General features: G+C 72.9%; 16 protein-coding genes. 13 read left to right on the top strand and 3 right to left on the bottom strand.

Features of this window, described 5'->3' with window-relative positions:
• Window positions 1–17: 17 nt before the first annotated feature.
• Entirely contained in the window at window positions 18–1,337 is a 1,320-nt protein-coding gene (locus FHX40_RS16515; RefSeq protein WP_142261829.1) for a nicotinate phosphoribosyltransferase, read from the bottom strand.
• 51 nt (window positions 1,338–1,388) lie between these two features.
• Between FHX40_RS16515 and clpS the strand changes: the two genes are divergently transcribed.
• The 6 genes from clpS (at window position 1,389) to FHX40_RS16485 (ending at window position 5,194) form a co-directional block, all read left to right on the top strand.
• The gene (gene clpS / locus FHX40_RS16510; RefSeq protein ID WP_142260455.1) at window positions 1,389–1,679 is read left to right on the top strand and encodes an ATP-dependent Clp protease adapter ClpS; all 291 of its coding nucleotides are present in this window, start codon (window positions 1,389–1,391) and stop codon (window positions 1,677–1,679) included.
• A 64-nt stretch (window positions 1,680–1,743) separates the two neighbouring features.
• Window positions 1,744–2,277, top strand: coding sequence for a DUF2017 domain-containing protein (locus tag FHX40_RS16505; protein WP_142260454.1), 534 nt, complete (start codon window positions 1,744–1,746; stop codon window positions 2,275–2,277).
• Window positions 2,278–2,287: 10 nt separating this feature from the next.
• The gene (locus tag FHX40_RS16500) at window positions 2,288–2,701 is read left to right on the top strand and encodes a M67 family metallopeptidase (protein WP_142260453.1); all 414 of its coding nucleotides are present in this window, start codon (window positions 2,288–2,290) and stop codon (window positions 2,699–2,701) included.
• A gap of 313 nt (window positions 2,702–3,014) precedes the next feature.
• On the top strand, window positions 3,015–3,293 hold the full coding sequence (locus tag FHX40_RS16495; RefSeq protein WP_142260452.1) for a MoaD/ThiS family protein: 279 nt from the start codon (window positions 3,015–3,017) through the stop codon (window positions 3,291–3,293).
• Between the two features lie 28 nt (window positions 3,294–3,321).
• Window positions 3,322–4,269 (top strand): PLP-dependent cysteine synthase family protein, encoded by a 948-nt coding sequence (locus FHX40_RS16490; protein WP_142260451.1) that lies wholly within the window; start codon window positions 3,322–3,324, stop codon window positions 4,267–4,269.
• Between the two features lie 91 nt (window positions 4,270–4,360).
• Window positions 4,361–5,194: an isocitrate lyase/PEP mutase family protein gene (locus FHX40_RS16485; protein WP_211350296.1), complete on the top strand. Its 834-nt coding sequence runs from the start codon at window positions 4,361–4,363 to the stop codon at window positions 5,192–5,194.
• Window positions 5,195–5,277: 83 nt separating this feature from the next.
• Here FHX40_RS16485 and FHX40_RS16480 read toward each other — a convergent pair whose 3' ends face one another.
• The gene (locus FHX40_RS16480; RefSeq protein ID WP_229788956.1) at window positions 5,278–7,236 is read right to left on the bottom strand and encodes a DUF3352 domain-containing protein; all 1,959 of its coding nucleotides are present in this window, start codon (window positions 7,234–7,236) and stop codon (window positions 5,278–5,280) included.
• A 198-nt stretch (window positions 7,237–7,434) separates the two neighbouring features.
• On the opposite strand from FHX40_RS16480, the gene FHX40_RS16475 reads away from it, so the two are divergent.
• From FHX40_RS16475 to FHX40_RS16445, 7 genes are all read left to right on the top strand, one after another.
• Window positions 7,435–8,250, top strand: a complete 816-nt coding sequence (locus FHX40_RS16475; RefSeq protein ID WP_142260450.1) for a thioesterase family protein — start codon at window positions 7,435–7,437, stop codon at window positions 8,248–8,250.
• Between the two features lie 106 nt (window positions 8,251–8,356).
• Window positions 8,357–9,223, top strand: coding sequence for a glutamate racemase (murI, locus tag FHX40_RS16470; RefSeq protein ID WP_142260449.1), 867 nt, complete (start codon window positions 8,357–8,359; stop codon window positions 9,221–9,223).
• 9 nt (window positions 9,224–9,232) lie between these two features.
• A complete protein-coding gene (locus FHX40_RS16465) occupies window positions 9,233–9,985 on the top strand; it encodes an MBL fold metallo-hydrolase (RefSeq protein ID WP_142260448.1) in 753 nt (250 codons plus the stop codon).
• A 5-nt stretch (window positions 9,986–9,990) separates the two neighbouring features.
• A complete protein-coding gene (gene rph / locus FHX40_RS16460) occupies window positions 9,991–10,719 on the top strand; it encodes a ribonuclease PH (protein WP_142260447.1) in 729 nt (242 codons plus the stop codon).
• Window positions 10,716–11,327 carry an XTP/dITP diphosphatase gene (locus FHX40_RS16455; RefSeq protein ID WP_142260446.1) on the top strand — a complete coding sequence of 204 codons (612 nt, stop codon included), beginning with the start codon at window positions 10,716–10,718 and terminating at the stop codon, window positions 11,325–11,327. The genes rph and FHX40_RS16455 overlap by 4 nt, the downstream gene beginning before the upstream one ends.
• Window positions 11,328–11,442: 115 nt before the next feature.
• The gene (locus FHX40_RS16450; protein WP_229788954.1) at window positions 11,443–12,225 is read left to right on the top strand and encodes a toxin glutamine deamidase domain-containing protein; all 783 of its coding nucleotides are present in this window, start codon (window positions 11,443–11,445) and stop codon (window positions 12,223–12,225) included.
• A 60-nt stretch (window positions 12,226–12,285) separates the two neighbouring features.
• Entirely contained in the window at window positions 12,286–12,558 is a 273-nt protein-coding gene (locus FHX40_RS16445) for a hypothetical protein (RefSeq protein WP_229788952.1), read from the top strand.
• A 45-nt stretch (window positions 12,559–12,603) separates the two neighbouring features.
• Here FHX40_RS16445 and FHX40_RS16440 read toward each other — a convergent pair whose 3' ends face one another.
• The gene (locus tag FHX40_RS16440; RefSeq protein ID WP_142260445.1) at window positions 12,604–15,138 is read right to left on the bottom strand and encodes an ABC transporter permease; all 2,535 of its coding nucleotides are present in this window, start codon (window positions 15,136–15,138) and stop codon (window positions 12,604–12,606) included.
• Between the last annotated feature and the right edge of the window lie 2 nt (window positions 15,139–15,140).

Below are 15,140 nucleotides of genomic sequence, written 5' to 3'. Positions count from 1 at the left end.
CCACCCTTGATCGTACGTCAGGCGAACACGGTGGGAATCGCCGTGTCCCCGGGCGAAAGGTGCAGCGCGGCCGGCGGCAGCTCGGCGACGGAACGGCGGTGCCGCTCCCGGGCGGCGTCGAGCGGCTCCCGGCCGACGATCTCGCCCTTGCGCACCAGGGGGACCAGCAGCGGACGCCCGGGCCGCTCGCCGCCCGGCGACTCGGCGAGCGCCTCGAGCTGGTCGACCGGCATGGCCGGGGCGGTGGTGACGATCTCCGCCCGCGCGATCCCGTCCGGCCCGATCGCCCGGAACGCGAACTTGCGCCCGCCGCGGCTGGGCTTGCCCACCGAGCGCTTCGCGACCGGCCGCATCACGCCCTGGGCGTCCTCCCGGGCGACGAGCTTGTAGACGAGCGCGGCCGTGGGCGCACCGGACCCGGTGACCAGCTTGGTGCCGACGCCGTACGCGTTGACCGGCGCGGCGGCGAGCGCGGCGATCGCGTGCTCGTCGAGGTCCCCGGTGACCACGATCCCGGTGCGGTGCGCGCCGAGCTCGTCGAGGAGCGCGCGTACCTCGTGCGCGGCCTCGGCGAGGTCGCCGGAGTCGATGCGCACCATGCCGAGGTCGGTCCCGGCGACCTCGATCGCGGTGCGCACCGCGGTCTTCACGTCGTAGGTGTCGACGAGCAGCGTGGTGGACCGGCCGAGCGAGTCGACCTGGACCCGGAACGCGTCGGCCTCGCTGTCGTGCAGCAGGGTGAAGGCGTGCGCGCTGGTGCCGGTGGTGGGCACGCCGTACCGCAGCCCGGCGAGCAGGTTGGAGGTGGAGGCGAAGCCGCAGATGTAGGCGGCGCGGGCCGCGGCGACCGCGGCGTCCTCGTGGGTACGGCGCGAGCCCATCTCGATCAGCGGCCGCGAGCCCGCGGCGCGCACCATGCGGGAGGCCGCCGCGGCGATCGCGCTGTCGTGGTTGAGGATCGACAGGACCAGCGTCTCCAGCAGCACGGTCTCGGCGAACGTGCCCTCCACCACGAGGATCGGTGAGCCGGGGAAGTAGCACTCGCCCTCGGGGTAGCCGTGCACGTCCCCGCCGAACCGGTAGCCGGACAGGTACTCGGCCGTCCGGTCGTCGATGATCCCGCGGCGTCGCAGGAAGGTGAGCTCCTCCTCACCGAACCGGAAGTTCTCCAGCGCGTCGAGCAGCCGGCCGGTCCCGGCGACCACGCCGTAGCGGCGGTCACCGGGCAGGCGCCGGGCGAACACCTCGAACACCGCCCGCCGGTGTGCCGCGCCGCTCGCCAGCGCGGCCCGCAGCATGGTGAGCTCGTAGTGATCGGTGTGCAACGCCGTACTCATGGTCGTTTTCACGTGTCGAAGACTACGGCTCGCTTAGGGCAGACTGGGGATGTGGTTGCCACAGCTGCTCCGGTCGAGGTCGAGCGTCCGTCGTCGGACGTGCGACCCGATGTGCCATGGGTGACGATCGTCTGGAACGACCCGATCAACCTCATGTCCTACGTGACCTACGTCTTCCAGACCGTGTTCGGCTACCCGCGCGCGAAGGCGGAGAAGCTCATGCTCGACGTGCACTACAAGGGCAAGGCCGTGGTGGCGAGCGGTACCCGGGAGGAGATGGAGCGTGACGCGCAGATCCTCCACTCCTACGGTCTGTGGGCCACGATCCAGCAGGACCGGTAGGCGGACGTCGGCGGGCGGGCGTAGGTAGTACACGCGTAGGCGGACAGGGATCGGTGGACGCGGCATGGGCGGCGGGTTCAAGGCCGGGCGCGACGGCAGGGTGTCGATCCGTCTCGACCACGGCGAGGTGGCGATCCTCCGGTCGCTGGTGGCGCAGATCCTCGACCTGGTGGGACCGGGATCGGCCGGGTCGGACGACCCGCTCGAGCGGGCGCTGGGCATCGGTGCCGCGGAGGTGACCCCGCCCACCGACCCCGTGCTCGCCCGGCTGTTCCCCGCCGCCTACGCCGACGAGAAGGAGGCGCTCGAGTTCCGGCGGTACACCGAGCCGAGCCTGCGCGACGGCAAGCGCGCGGACGCCGAGGTGGTGCTGCGCACCGCCGTACCCGGGAAAATCGAGCTCGACGCCGAGCAGGCCACGGCGTGGCTGCGCGCGCTCAACGACGTACGGCTCGCGCTCGGCACCCGCCTCGAGGTCACCGAGGAGGTGCACGAGCAGATCGAGCGCATGTCCGAGGACGACGAGCGGTATGCGGCGTTCGTCACCTATGACTGGTTGACCTACCTCCAAGACAGCCTGGTCAGAGCGCTTTGGTAGCGTCCTTCACATGCTGAGGATCTCACGGGACCTGGTCGACAAGATCATCGCCCACGCCCGCGCCGACCATCCGGACGAGGCGTGCGGCATCATCGCCGGTCCGGCCGGCTCGGACCGCCCCGAGCGTTTCATTCCGATGCGTAACGCCGCGCGCTCGCCCACGTTCTACGAGTTCGACTCGACCGAGCAGATCAAGGTCTGGAACGAGATGTGGGACCGGGACGAGGAGCCGGTGGTGATCTACCACTCCCACACCGCGACCGAGGCCTACCCGTCGCGCACCGACATCGCGCTGGCCGCCTGGCCCGAGTCGCACTACGTCCTGGTCTCCACGGCCGACCCCGACCACACCCCGCTGCGTTCCTACCGCATCGTGGACGGCGTGGTGACCGAGGAGGAGGTCGAGATCGTCGAGGAGGCCTGAGGCGCGCTGTCCCGGCAGTACCCGGGCGGGTAGACTCGTGGTCATGCCGACCGCCGAGCAGCCGACGCCCAGTGTGCCGCCGGGCTCGCCCGTGCAGAGCTTCCTGTTCGGCCACTGTCGGTTTGTCGTCGTCTACGACTGTTCCGGCCACCGCAGTCGGCCTGTTTCACGCTAGGCCGCGACCCGCGCGCGGGCGCGTCGCCCCGCGGGCCGCAGGCCGAGGTCAGGCCCGAGGAATCCCCTCCGGCCCGCCCGTTGTTCAGTAAGGGTGGCGCCTTTCACGACGTCCACCGATCAAGGAGTTTGACCCGCGATGGCCATCAACGTTCGCATCCCCACCATCCTGCGCAGCTACACCGGCGGCGAGAAGCTTGTCAGCGGCGAGGGCGCCACCCTGAAGGAGTTGATCTCCGATCTCGACTCCCGGCATCCGGGACTTATGGACCGCCTGGTCGACGAGAACGGGCTGCGCCGGTTCGTGAACGTCTACCTCAACGACGAGGACGTGCGTTTCCTCGGCGGACTCGACACGCCGCTGTCCGACGGCGACACCGTGACCGTGCTCCCCGCGGTCGCCGGCGGCGCCGGCTGACGGACCGCCCGCGCGAAGGCCGGACATCATGCGTTTCGACTCACTGCTCGACTCGGTCGGCCACACCCCGCTCGTGGGGCTGCCCCGGCTGTCCCCGTCGCCCGAGGTGCGCCTGTGGGCGAAGCTCGAGGACCGCAACCCCACCGGCTCGGTGAAGGACCGTCCCGCGCTGTGGATGATCCAGCAGGCGGAGAAGGACGGCCTGCTCACCCCCGGCTGCACGATCCTCGAGCCGACCTCCGGCAACACCGGCATCGCGCTGGCGATGGCCGCCCGGCTCAAGGGCTACCGGCTCATCTGCGTGATGCCGGAGAACACCTCCGAGGAACGCAGGCAGCTGCTCCGCATGTGGGGCGCGGAGATCATCTCCTCGCCCGCGGCGGGCGGCTCGAACGAGGCGGTGCGGGTGGCCAAGGAGCTGGCGGAGCGGCACCCGGACTGGGTGATGCTCTACCAGTACGGCAACCCGGCGAACTGGCGGGCGCACTACGAGACCACCGGCCCGGAGATCCTGGAGGACCTGCCGTCGGTCACCCACTTCGTGGCCGGGCTCGGCACCACCGGCACCCTCATGGGCGTCGGCCGGTACCTGCGTGAACACGTGCCCGGCGTGCAGATCGTCGCCGCCGAGCCCCGGTACGGCGAGCTGGTGTACGGCCTGCGCAACGTCGACGAGGGGTTCATCCCCGAGTTGTACGACGAGTCGGTGCTCACCACGAGGTACTCGGTGTCGGCGGCCGACGCGCTGCGCCGTACCCGGGAGCTGCTGGAGACCGAGGGCATCTTCGCCGGGATCTCCACCGGGTGCGCGCTGCACGCGGCGCTCGGCCTCGCCGCCAAGGCGGTGAAGGCCGGGCAGCGGGCCGACATCGTCTTCATCGTCGCCGACGGCGGCTGGAAGTACCTGTCCACCGGTGCCTACGAGGGCACGTTGGAGGAGGCCGAGGAGCGTCTCGAAGGCCAGCTCTGGGCCTGAAAAATCGCCGCCCCGATCCGGCGCCACCGCGTAGGGTGCCGGATCGGGGCGCGTTCTTTTCCCGGCGCGTCCCCTGACCGTCCACCGCCGGATGTCACAGGGGAGGGAACAGGGCGGCCGCCCTGCGCACGTGATGACCTTCGACGCCTTCGTCCGCCTGCATCGCCAGGGGCACCCGTTCCTGCTGCCGAACGCCTGGGACCACGGCTCGGCGGCGCTGTTCGTCGCGCACGGCTTCGCCGCCGTCGGCACCACGAGCCTGGGCGTCGCCGCGGCCTGCGGCCGGCCGGACGGGGCCGGGGCCACCCGGGCCGAGACGGTCGCGCTCGCCCGGTCGCTGGCCCGGCTGCCCTGCCTGCTCACCGTGGACATCGAGGGCGGGTTCTCCGAGGACCCGGGCGAGGTCGCGGACCTCGTCGCCGAGCTGGCCGAACTCGGCGTGGTCGGGGTGAACATCGAGGACGGCCGTCCCGACGGGCTCGCCCCCGAGGGCCACCTGCCGCGGGTGATCGCCGCGGTCAAGGAGCGCGCCCCGCGCGTGTTCGTCAACGCCCGCACCGACACGCACTGGCTCGCCGTCGCCGGAGTCCCCGGCCACGTGCCGGACCTGGCCGAGACGCTGCGGCGGGTGCGCCGGTACGCCGACGCGGGGGCGGACGGGGTGTTCGTGCCCGCGCTGCCGGACAAGGCCGCGATCGCCGCGGTGGTCGAGGCCGCCGGGGTGCCGGTGAACGTGCTGTTCCAGCCGACCGGGCCGACGCTGCGCGAGCTCGGCGAGCTGGGGGTCGCCCGGGTGAGCACCGGCTCGCTGCCGTACCGTGCCGCGCTGCACGCCGCGCTCGCGGCCGTGCTCGGCGCGGACGGCCGCGCGGACGCCGTCCCCACGGTGCCGTCGTACGGCGAGATCACCGCGCTGCTGCGGTAGCGCGGCGGGCCCGGGCACGGTTCGGGCCCGGAGACCTGGCGTCTCCGGGCCCGCGGGCGCTCCGGCGAACCGGAGGGCCGAGATCAGTTGAACAGCACGCGCAGCGAGACGTTCACCTGGTCGCCGTCGATGTTGCCGCTCAGGCCGACGGCGCGCAGCACCTGGGCGTTCGCCCGGTCGTCACCCTGCAGGTTCTGCAGGTAGAGCGGCTCGATCTTGTCGAGGTCGACGTAGAGCGTGAACGCGGCCTTCTCGGCGTCGGGCACCGCGGTGGTGAAGGTCTCGTTCTGGCCGAGCGCGCCGTCCTTGGCGAGCTCGTCGGCGTACGCCTGGGACGCGGCGAGCACGAAGGTGCCCTCCTTGGACGCCTTGAAGATCTGCGGAGTCGCCGTGGTGGTCGTGGTGCCCATGCCGGCGCCGGCGCTCTGGTTGAACAGGCGCTCGAGCTTGGCGTAGACCTGCTCGGCCGCGGCGGCGTCGGTGGCGAACCGCACGCCGATGTTCGGGTTCTGCTGGTCGAGGCCGCGCTCGTCGACCGCGAGGGTGACGTTCGTGCCGAGCAGCGTGACCAGGTCCTGCGGCAGCCGCAGGCCGGTGGCCTGCTGCAGCTGGTTGAGCTGCTGCTCGAAGGACGTCCCGTCCGCACCGGACGGGGCCGAGCGGAGCAGGTCGTTCCACCGCTCGTTGAGCAGCTCGCCGAGGCCGGAGATGGACAGCGCACCGGCCGTGGTGGCGGGCAGCGTGGTGACCTGGGCGCCCGCGGTGCCGCCCTCGGGCAGGTTCTTCACGCCGCGGACCATGCCGGCGAGCTCGGCGTACGCACTGTCGAACCGCAGCGCGCCCACGAACCGGGAGCCCTCGAGGTCCTTGAGCTGCTCCCGCTGGTCGGCGGTGATCCCGTCACCGGCGGACTTGATGACCTCGGAGAGGTTCGCCCAGAAGGACAGCACGCCGGGCTCGCCGAGCGTGGCCATGTCGCCGGAGAAGTCGCCGTTCTGGGCGAGCGTCGCCGAGGCGTTCACCGCCTGGTCGAGGAGCTTCTGGTTCTCGGCGAGCAGGGCGTAGTCCTCGCGGAAGCCGATGACGACGTCATCCTCGGTGATCTTGGCGAGGCCGTCGCGGGCCGCGTCCTCATCGGTCACCTGTACGGCGAGCACGACCTCGGGGTCCTTGCCCGCCTGCTCCGGCGGGAGCACGGCGATGCCGACGCGGTGGCCGAGCCAGGGCTCGACGTCCTTGGCGAAGTCGACCTTGACGTCCTCGCTCTGCTTCAGCAGCTCGACGATCGCCTGGCGCGGGTCCTCGCCGCTGAACGCGTCCTTGGTGACGGTGAACTTGCGCGCGATGTTGAACATCGCGATCTTCTGGTTCGCCGCCGGGTCGAGGTCGAGCCGGATGTACGCGAGCGCGTTGCCGGGCAGCACGTCCTGCGGCTGCGCCCCGCCGCCGCTGAGCGCGTTGACGGCCACGTACCCGCCGCCGCCGAGCAGGGCGACGATGACCGCGGCGACGATCGCCAGCAGCCAGCCCTTCTTGCGCGGCTGCCCCGCGCCGCCCGGCTCCGAGCCGAGCACTTCGGGGCCCTGCCCGCCCGGCGTCCAGGCCGGTCGCGGGGCGTGCAGGGTCGGCTCCTCACCGGTCGCGGCGCCGTACGCCTGCTGGCCGCCGTACGGCCGGCCGTACTGGGGTGCGCCCTGGCCGGGCTGTCCGTACGGCTGGCCGCCGTACGGCTGGCCGTACTGCGGGGCGCCCTGGCCGTACGGCTGGGCGCCGTACGGCTGCTGGCCGTACTGCGGGGCACCCTGGCCGGGCTGTCCGTACGGCTGACCGCCGTACGGCTGCTGGCCGTACTGGGGTGCGCCCTGCGGGGGCTGTGCGTACTGCGGCCCGCCCTGCGGAGGCTGCCCGTACTGCTGCCCGCCCTGCGGCGTGCCCTGCTGGGGCCGGCCCTGCTGCGGGCGGTAGACGACCGTCCGGTTGGGATCCTGGTCAGGTGGATATGGCTGGTTCGGGGGATCGTTGACAGGCATTGTCTCGCTCATGAAACGACGTTGCGGGATGCTCGAACGCTAGGACAGGCCGCTAGCGATCGGCTTGCAAGGAACTAAATCACTACTTTCACTCGTCTAACCCTAATGTCGTGCTATCACGGGCGTACGACATTTTCCCCGGCTGTGACGGATTGTGGCCGGACTGTAGGCTTGGCGCAGAACATCGTTCGGCCTTCCGGGGACGCGTGCATGACCAAGTTCGACGACGCGACACAGGCGATCAAGGTGGACGACACCACCTATGACGTGTGCCTCGACGCCGGCTACACGATCGGCACGGCGCTCAACGGCGGCTACCTCATGGCCGTGCTGCTGCGCGCCGTGGTCGACGCCTCACCGCACGACCATCCCGTCGCCACCAGCGCCCAGTTCCTCCGCGTGGCGCGGCCCGGCCCGGCGACGGTGCGGCTCGAGCGGATCAGGTCCGGCCGCACCACCACGGTGACCCGGGCGAGCCTGGTGCAGGACGGCACGCCGTTCGTCGAGGCGTTCGTCACCACGGCGAACCTGCGGCCGTACGAGCCGGGGGCCGAGCCCGAGCCGGGCGAGCTGACCTGGTCGGCCCCGGCGCCGCCGATGCCGCCGATCGAGGAGTGCCGGCCGCTGCCCGCGCCCCGGCCCGAGTCGAACATGCCGTTCAACTCACAGGTGGAGCTGCTGTTCGACCCGCCGACGATCGGCTGGTACAAGGGCACCCCGACCGGCCGCCCCGAGATGCGCGCCTACTTCCGGCTCGCCGAGCCGCAGGACCCGGACCCGTTCGTGATCGCCCTCGCGGTCGACGCGCTGCCGCCGGTGGTGTTCTCCGCGGGCGCCCGCGGCTGGGCCCCCACCGTCGAGCTCACCTGGTACCTGCGCGCGCTGCCCGCCCCCGGCTGGCTCACGGTGATCGGCAGCGGCTCCCTCATCGCCGAGGGCTGGTTCGACGAGAACGTCGAGGTGCGCGACTCCGCCGGGCGCCTCGTGGCGCAGAGCCGGCAGCTCGCCCGGCTCGGCCGCGGCTAGCCATTCGGCCGGGGCGCGGGACGGGTTACGGCCGTCCCGAACGGACACGCCACTGTGAGCATTATTACCGTGAGCGATCGTGACAGGTCGCCTAACCTTGGGAATCGTGTCGGAAGCAGAGGGCCGGGCGGAAAGCCGGGCGATCGGGGTGTTTGACAGCGGTGTGGGCGGCCTCACGGTCGCGCGGGCGATCATGGATCAGCTCCCCAACGAGTCGATCCTGTACGTGGCCGACACCGCGCGCCAGCCGTACGGGCCGAAGCGGATCGCCGAGGTCCGCGCGTACGCGCTGGAGGTGATGGACCACCTCGTCGCCCACGACGTGAAGATGCTCGTGATCGCCTGCAACACGGCGAGCGCCGCGGTGCTGCGCGACGCGCGGGAACGCTACGACGTCCCGGTCGTGGAGGTGATCCAGCCCGCGGTACGGCGGGCCGCGCGGGCCACCCGCAACGGCAAGGTCGGCGTGATCGCCACCCGGGCCACGATCGAGTCGATGGCCTACCACGACGCGTTCGCCGCCGCGCCGGACGTCGAGCTGCTGGGGGTGGCGGCGCCCCGCCTGGTGGAGTTCGTGGAACGCGGCGACACCGGCAGCGCCGAGCTGATCGAGGTCACCCGCGGCTACCTCGAGCCGCTGCTGCGCGCCGGGGTCGACACGCTCATCCTCGGCTGCACCCACTACCCGCTGCTGCTCGGCGCCATCTCCTACGTGGCGGGCGACGGCGTCACGCTCGTGTCGAGCGCCGACGAGACCGCCAAGGACGTCTACCGCGTCCTGCGCGACCGGGGCCTCGCCGCGCCTCCCGGACAGCCGGTCCGGCACCGCTTCCGCACCACCGGCGATCCCAAGCTGTTCGCGCGCCTCGGCCGCCGCTTCCTCGGGCCGGAACTGCAGGCCGTGGAACCCGCGCCGCTGGGGGAGGTATCGCTCGACGGCGCGACAGCCGTACAAGCCGTCACGCCCGGTTAGGAGGCCGCCGTGAAACTCACGATCGTCGGCTGTTCGGGGAGCTTCCCCGGGCCCGACAGCCCTTCCTCCTGCTACCTGCTCGAGGCCGAGGGGTTCCGGCTCGTGCTCGACCTCGGCAACGGCGCCCTTGGGGCATTGCAGCGCCACGCGGACCTCGCCGACATCGACGCGATCTGCCTGTCCCACCTGCACGCCGACCACTGCCTCGACGTGTGCGCCTACCACGTGGTGCGCACCTACTCGCCGTACGGCCCGTTCGGCAGGCTCCCCGTCTACGCCCCGGCCGACGCGCCGCGGCGGCTCGCGGCGGCCTACGGCATGCCCGACGAGCCGGGCCTCGACACCACGTTCGCGTTCCACGCGCTCTCCCCGGGCACGCTGCGCATCGGCCCGTTCGACGTCACCGTGGCGCCGATGAACCACCCGGTGGAGACGTACGGCTTCCGCGTCAGCTACGGCGGCGCGTCGGTGGCCTACTCCGGGGACACCGGGGAGTGCCCGGAGCTGGTGAACCTCGCCAAGGACGCCGACGTGCTGCTGTGCGAGGCGTCGTTCATCGACGAGCCCGGGCTCCCCGCCGACCTCCACCTCAACGGCCGGCAGGCGGCCGAGCACGCCGCCCGCGCGGGCGTGGGCACGCTCGTGCTCACCCACCTGGTGCCCTGGTACGACCGGCGGCGCATCCTCGACGACGCCGGGCGGGGCGGGTTCACCGGGCGGATCCAACTCGCGCGAAGCGGTGCCGTATATGACCTAGGGTGAGCACCATGGCTCGAGCAGATGGACGCAACGCCGATCAACTCCGCCCCGTCACGCTCACCCGGGGCTGGCTCGCCCACGCCGAGGGCTCGGTGCTCGTCGAGTTCGGCCGCACCCGGGTGCTGTGTGCGGCGTCGGTGCAGGAGGGGGTCCCGCGCTGGCGCAAGGGCAGCGGGCTGGGCTGGGTGACGGCCGAGTACGCGATGCTGCCCCGGTCGACCAACACCCGCGGGGAGCGCGAGTCGGTGAAGGGCAGGCTGGGCGGCCGCACCCAGGAGATCTCCCGGCTGATCGGCCGGTCCCTGCGGGCCTGCGTGGACGACAAGGCGCTCGGCGAGTACACGATCATCCTCGACTGCGACGTGCTGCAGGCCGACGGCGGCACCCGCACCGCCGCGATCACCGGGGCGTACGTGGCGCTCGCGGACGCGGTGGCGTGGATGCGCGAGCAGCGGCTGGTCACCGCCGACCCGCTGGTCGCCTCGGTCGCCGCGGTCTCGGTGGGCGTGGTGGACGGCACCCCCATGCTCGACCTGTGCTACGAGGAGGACGTGGTCGCGCAGACCGACATGAACGTGGTGATGACCGGCTCCGGCGAGTTCGTCGAGGTGCAGGGCACCGCGGAGCACGCGCCGTTCGACCGGCGCATGCTCGACGCCCTGCTCGACCTCGCGGTGGCCGGGTGCGCCGAGCTGTCCCGGCTGCAGAAGGACGTGCTCTCGGGGGTGCGGGCGTGACCAGGATCGTGCTCGCCACCCGGAACGCGGCCAAGGTCCGCGAGCTGCGCGACATCCTTGCCGACGCGGGCCTGAAGGTCGAGCTCGTCGGCATGGAGGAGTTCCCCGAGATCGGCGAGGTGGCCGAGACCGGCCTCACGTTCGCCGAGAACGCGCTGCTCAAGGCGCACGCGGTGGCGCGCGGCACCGGCCTGCCCGCGATCGCCGACGACTCCGGCCTGTGCGTGGACGCGCTCAACGGCATGCCCGGGGTGTTCTCCGCCCGCTGGTGCGGCCGGCACGGCGACGACCAGGCGAACCTCGAGCTGCTGCTCGCCCAGATCGCGGACGTGCCCGAGGGCCGCCGCGGCGCGCACTTCGCCTGCGCCGCCGCGCTCGCCCTGCCGTCCGGCGAGGAGCACGTGGTCGAGGGCGCGGTGTACGGCACCATCTGCCGCGAGCCGCGCGGCACGGGCGGCTTCGGCTACGACCCGATCTTCCTGCCGGACGGCCACGACCGCACCACCGCGGAGATGACCCCCGAGGAGAAGAACGCGATCAGCCACCGGGGCCGCGCGTTCCGCGCCCTCGTCCCGGTGATCTCCGAGGTGCTCACCGCCCGCGCCTGACCCGTCCCCGGCACGGTTCGGCCCTGCGGCAAAGTCCCGGTAAACGGGTCCGCGCCGCGCGTGGCCGCGCGCGTACGCTCGGTTGCCGTCGGCACATCGAGCGTTGCGGAGGTGGGTGTCCGTGTTGGCGGGCGTGCCGGGCCGTCGCGGCCGCGGGCCGGGCAGGTCCCGTTGGCGGCTGCCCGCCGGGGTGTACAACCCGGTGGTGGCGGGCGGGTGGCGCTGGCTCGACTACGAGCTCGCCGCCGAGACGCCCGCGTTCGACGACTCCGCCGGGGGCGACTGGTTCGACCGCTCCGGCCGCCCGCCGCCGCTCCACCTCGCCCGGCCGTACGGCAGGCGGGGCGGCCTCGCCCGCCCCGACCCCCGGGCGCAGGACGACCTGGTGCAGGCGGTCGGCGACCAGGGGCGGTTCCCCGACCCGCGGGGCACCTGGATCCGGCTGATCAACGCCGAGGGCCCGTCGGAGAACCCGTTCCGCGCCACCAACGCGGTGGACTGCGCGCTCTCGGTGATCTCCACCTGGCACGGCGAGCCGGTGGTGGCCGCGCCGCGCATGCCCGAGTACGACGCGGTGGGGCGGCCGTCGCTGCTCGGCGAGGTGGGCGGGGTGGCCCGCGCCGAGCAGTGGCTGGGCCACCGGTTCGAGTTCGTCGGGCTGGGCCGCCGGGCCTTCGTGCCCGTCGCCCAGCGGCTGCAGAGCGGCGGCCACGGCTCCTCGGCCGTGCTGATCACCCGCTGGCCGAGCGGCGGCAGCCACGCGTGGAACGCGGTGAACGCCGCGGGGGAGATCCTGTGGATCGACGCCCAGCGCGGCCACATGTCGGTGGAGCCGCCGTACGCGGTGGTGACGGGCGTGTTCTGCGTCATCGTCGACCGTCAAGGGCGGCGACTGTGAGTACGGTCGGCCGTCAGGGGAGACGACTGTGAGCGCCACCGACCTTCGGGGGAGACCGCTGTGATCAACGCCGATCAGGCGCGGGCGCTCGCCGAGGAGTACATCAACGGCGCCCGCCCGTTCGACGAGGCCCGCGAGGTGGGCCTGTGGGGGTTCGACGAGGGCTACGTGGTGTGGGCGAAGGAGCCCGAGCCCGACGACCCCAGCGTGCTGCCCGACGTGGTGGGCGGCGGGTGCGTGATCATCGACCGGGTGACCGGCGAGATCGAGATCCGCCCGCTGCTCGCCCCGGACATCGTCGCCGAGCAGTGGCCGGGGCGCCGCCACCGCTGAGGCGGCACCCCGGCCGGCGTGGTCCGCACGGTCCAGGCGGCAGGGTCAGGCGGACGCGATCGCGCCGACGATCGAGGCACGGGCGGCCCGGCGGGACGGCAGCACCGCCGCGATCACCCCGGCGACCCCGGACCCGGCGACGAGCAGCAGGACCTGACCGACCGGCACCTCCAGCGGCACGTTCGACGCCTGGGTGCTGACCACGGCCCAGCCGAACACGGTGCCGAGCGCCACGCCGACGAGCGCGCCGACCACGCCGAGCACGAGCGCCTCGAGCGACAGCGTGCGCCGGAGCTGTGCCCGGGTGAGCCCGAGCGCGCGCAGCAGCGCCGACTCCCGGGTGCGCTCGTGCACCGAGAGCGCGAGCGTGTTCGCGATGCCGAGCAGCGAGATCAGCACCGACAGCCCGAGCAGCCCGGCCACCACGAGCAGCAGCGTGTCGAGGACCGACTGGAACTCGCCGCGCACCTCCGCCATGCTCATCACCTGCGCGGTCGGGTACGGCTGCGCCGCCGCCTCGACGACCCGCCGGGCCGCCGCCACCGACACGCCCTCCTTCGCCTTGACGAGGATCTCGCTGTCGTCGATCTCGCCGAAGGCCTGGGCGAACGTGCTCTCGTGCACCATCAGCGTGGGCAGCCGCAGCGCCTCGCTGCCGATCACCGCGACGACCCGCAGGTCGATTCGCCGGCCGCCCGGCGCCTGGGCGATGACCGTGTCGCCGGGGCGCACCCCGAGGCGTTTCGCATCGTTCTTGGCGACCGCCGCCGTGCCCGGCTCGAGGCGGCCGAGCTCACCCTCGACGACCGTGAACCGGATGAGGTTGCCGATCGCCCCCGCGGTGACCGTGCCGACCTCGTACCGGTCGCCGTTGACGGTGGCGGAGGCCCGGCGGGTCTCGGCCACCGCCCCGATCTCGGGACGGCCGCGGAGGTCGGCGGCGATCGCGCGGGGCACCGTGGCGTCGTCGGTGCGGTCCCCCCGGTACTGGGCGATGATCTGGTAGTCGATCGGGAACTCCTCGTCGAGCCGGTCGGCGAGCCAGGCCTCGGTCGAGGCGGCGACGACGGAGACGAGCGTCATGAGGCCCACGCCCACGGTGAGCGCGATCGTCGTGGTCGCCGACCGGCGCGGGTTGCGGCGCGAGTTGTCGACGGCGAGCCTGCCCGGGACGCCGCACAGCCGGCGCGGCAGCCAGCCGACGAGGCCGGTGAGCGGGCGTACGAGCACCGGGCCGATCACGAGCACGGCGAGGAAGACGAGCGTGCCCCCGGCGGCCACGAACATCAGCGGCCGCTCGCCCGGCCCGGTCGCGACGCCGTACCAGGTGAGGCCCGCCCCGAGGAGGACGAGCAGCGCGGCGGTCACGATCATCAGCACGCCGGCGCGGAAGGTGGGCTGCTCGGTCCGGGTGGAGAGCGCGGCCACCGGCCGGGCCCGGGTGGCCGCCCGGGCGGGCAGCAGCGCCGCCCCCACCGTGACGAGCAGGCCGGTCACCAGCGCGACGACGATGGTGCGGGGCTGCAGGGTGAGCGGCCCCAGCGGCAGGTTGCCGCCGAGGTCGCCGAAGACGGCGAGGGAGGCGGCGCCGAGCCCGAACCCGGCGGCGAGCCCGATCACCGAGGCGATCGCGCCGACCACGAGCGCCTCCAGCAGCACCGAGCCGAACACCTGCCCCCGTGAGGCGCCGATGCAGCGCAGCAGCGCCAGCTCGCGGACCCGCTGGGCGACGAGGATGTTGAACGTGTTGTAGATGACGAGGGCGGCGACGAGCATCGCGACCAGGCCGAACGCCAGCATCATCAAGGTGAGCCTGCCGGTGTCGACGTTGTTCTGCCTGGCGAGCCGGTCGGCGAGTTCCGCGCCGGTGATGACCTGGTGCCCGGCGCCGACGGCTTCCCGCACCTCGGTGCGCAGCCGTTCGGCGGAGACGCCGTCCGCGGCGAGCACGTCGATCTCGCGGTAGCCCTTCGCCCCGGTGATGCGCAGCGCGTCGGCCACGGTGAAGCCGACCACGCCGCGGTAGGCGAGCTCCGGCCGTACCCCGGTGTCGATCAGGCCGACGAGGCGGAAGGTGTGCCTGCGCTCCCGGTGGTCGAGCACGGTGATGGTGTCGCCGACGCGGTAGCCGGTCCGCTCGGCGGTGTTGTCGTCGAGCACGGCCTCCCCGCGGGCGGCCGGCGCGGCGCCCTCCACCACGGCCATGCGGTTGAGGCGTCCGGTCGAGATCGAGATGCCCGCGGTGGCGATGTTCCCCACCGCCTTGCCGTCCTTGCCGAGCAGCGGGGCGACCCCGTGGACGAGGCCCTGGGCGTCCGCCGCTCCCGGCAGCGACCGGACCTTGGCCAGCACGTCCTGGCCGATCACCGGAGGCTCTTTCGTGCGGCCCTCACTGAGGGGCTCGACCACGACGTCCACCTTGTCGGCGTCGGCGGCGACCGCCTGGTTCACCCCGGCCTGCAGGGCGTCGGTGAGCACGAAGGTGCCGGAGACGAACGCCACCCCGAGGGCGATCGCGATCGAGGTGAGCAGCAGCCGCAGCCGGTGCGCCCGCAGCCCGGCGAGTGTCGCCTGCAGCACCG

Origin of the sequence: Thermopolyspora flexuosa (assembly GCF_006716785.1) — a bacterium.
Lineage (GTDB): Bacteria > Actinomycetota > Actinomycetes > Streptosporangiales > Streptosporangiaceae > Thermopolyspora > Thermopolyspora flexuosa.
Note: the sequence above shows the minus strand (reverse complement) of the source record. Positions and strands in the feature narration are given on the sequence as shown.

Bases quoted from the DNA above. Each gene is read 5' to 3' on its own strand.
- FHX40_RS16515 (WP_142261829.1), bottom strand. From the start codon at position 1,337: ATGAGTACGGCGTTGCACACCGATCACTACGAGCTCACCATGCTGCGG.
- FHX40_RS16505 (WP_142260454.1), top strand. From the start codon at position 1,744: ATGGGCGGCGGGTTCAAGGCCGGGCGCGACGGCAGGGTGTCGATCCGT.
- FHX40_RS16500 (WP_142260453.1), top strand. From the start codon at position 2,288: ATGCTGAGGATCTCACGGGACCTGGTCGACAAGATCATCGCCCACGCC.
- FHX40_RS16495 (WP_142260452.1), top strand. From the start codon at position 3,015: ATGGCCATCAACGTTCGCATCCCCACCATCCTGCGCAGCTACACCGGC.
- FHX40_RS16490 (WP_142260451.1), top strand. From the start codon at position 3,322: ATGCGTTTCGACTCACTGCTCGACTCGGTCGGCCACACCCCGCTCGTG.
- FHX40_RS16485 (WP_211350296.1), top strand. From the start codon at position 4,361: ATGTCACAGGGGAGGGAACAGGGCGGCCGCCCTGCGCACGTGATGACC.
- FHX40_RS16480 (WP_229788956.1), bottom strand. From the start codon at position 7,236: ATGAGCGAGACAATGCCTGTCAACGATCCCCCGAACCAGCCATATCCA.
- FHX40_RS16475 (WP_142260450.1), top strand. From the start codon at position 7,435: ATGACCAAGTTCGACGACGCGACACAGGCGATCAAGGTGGACGACACC.
- rph (WP_142260447.1), top strand. From the start codon at position 9,991: ATGGCTCGAGCAGATGGACGCAACGCCGATCAACTCCGCCCCGTCACG.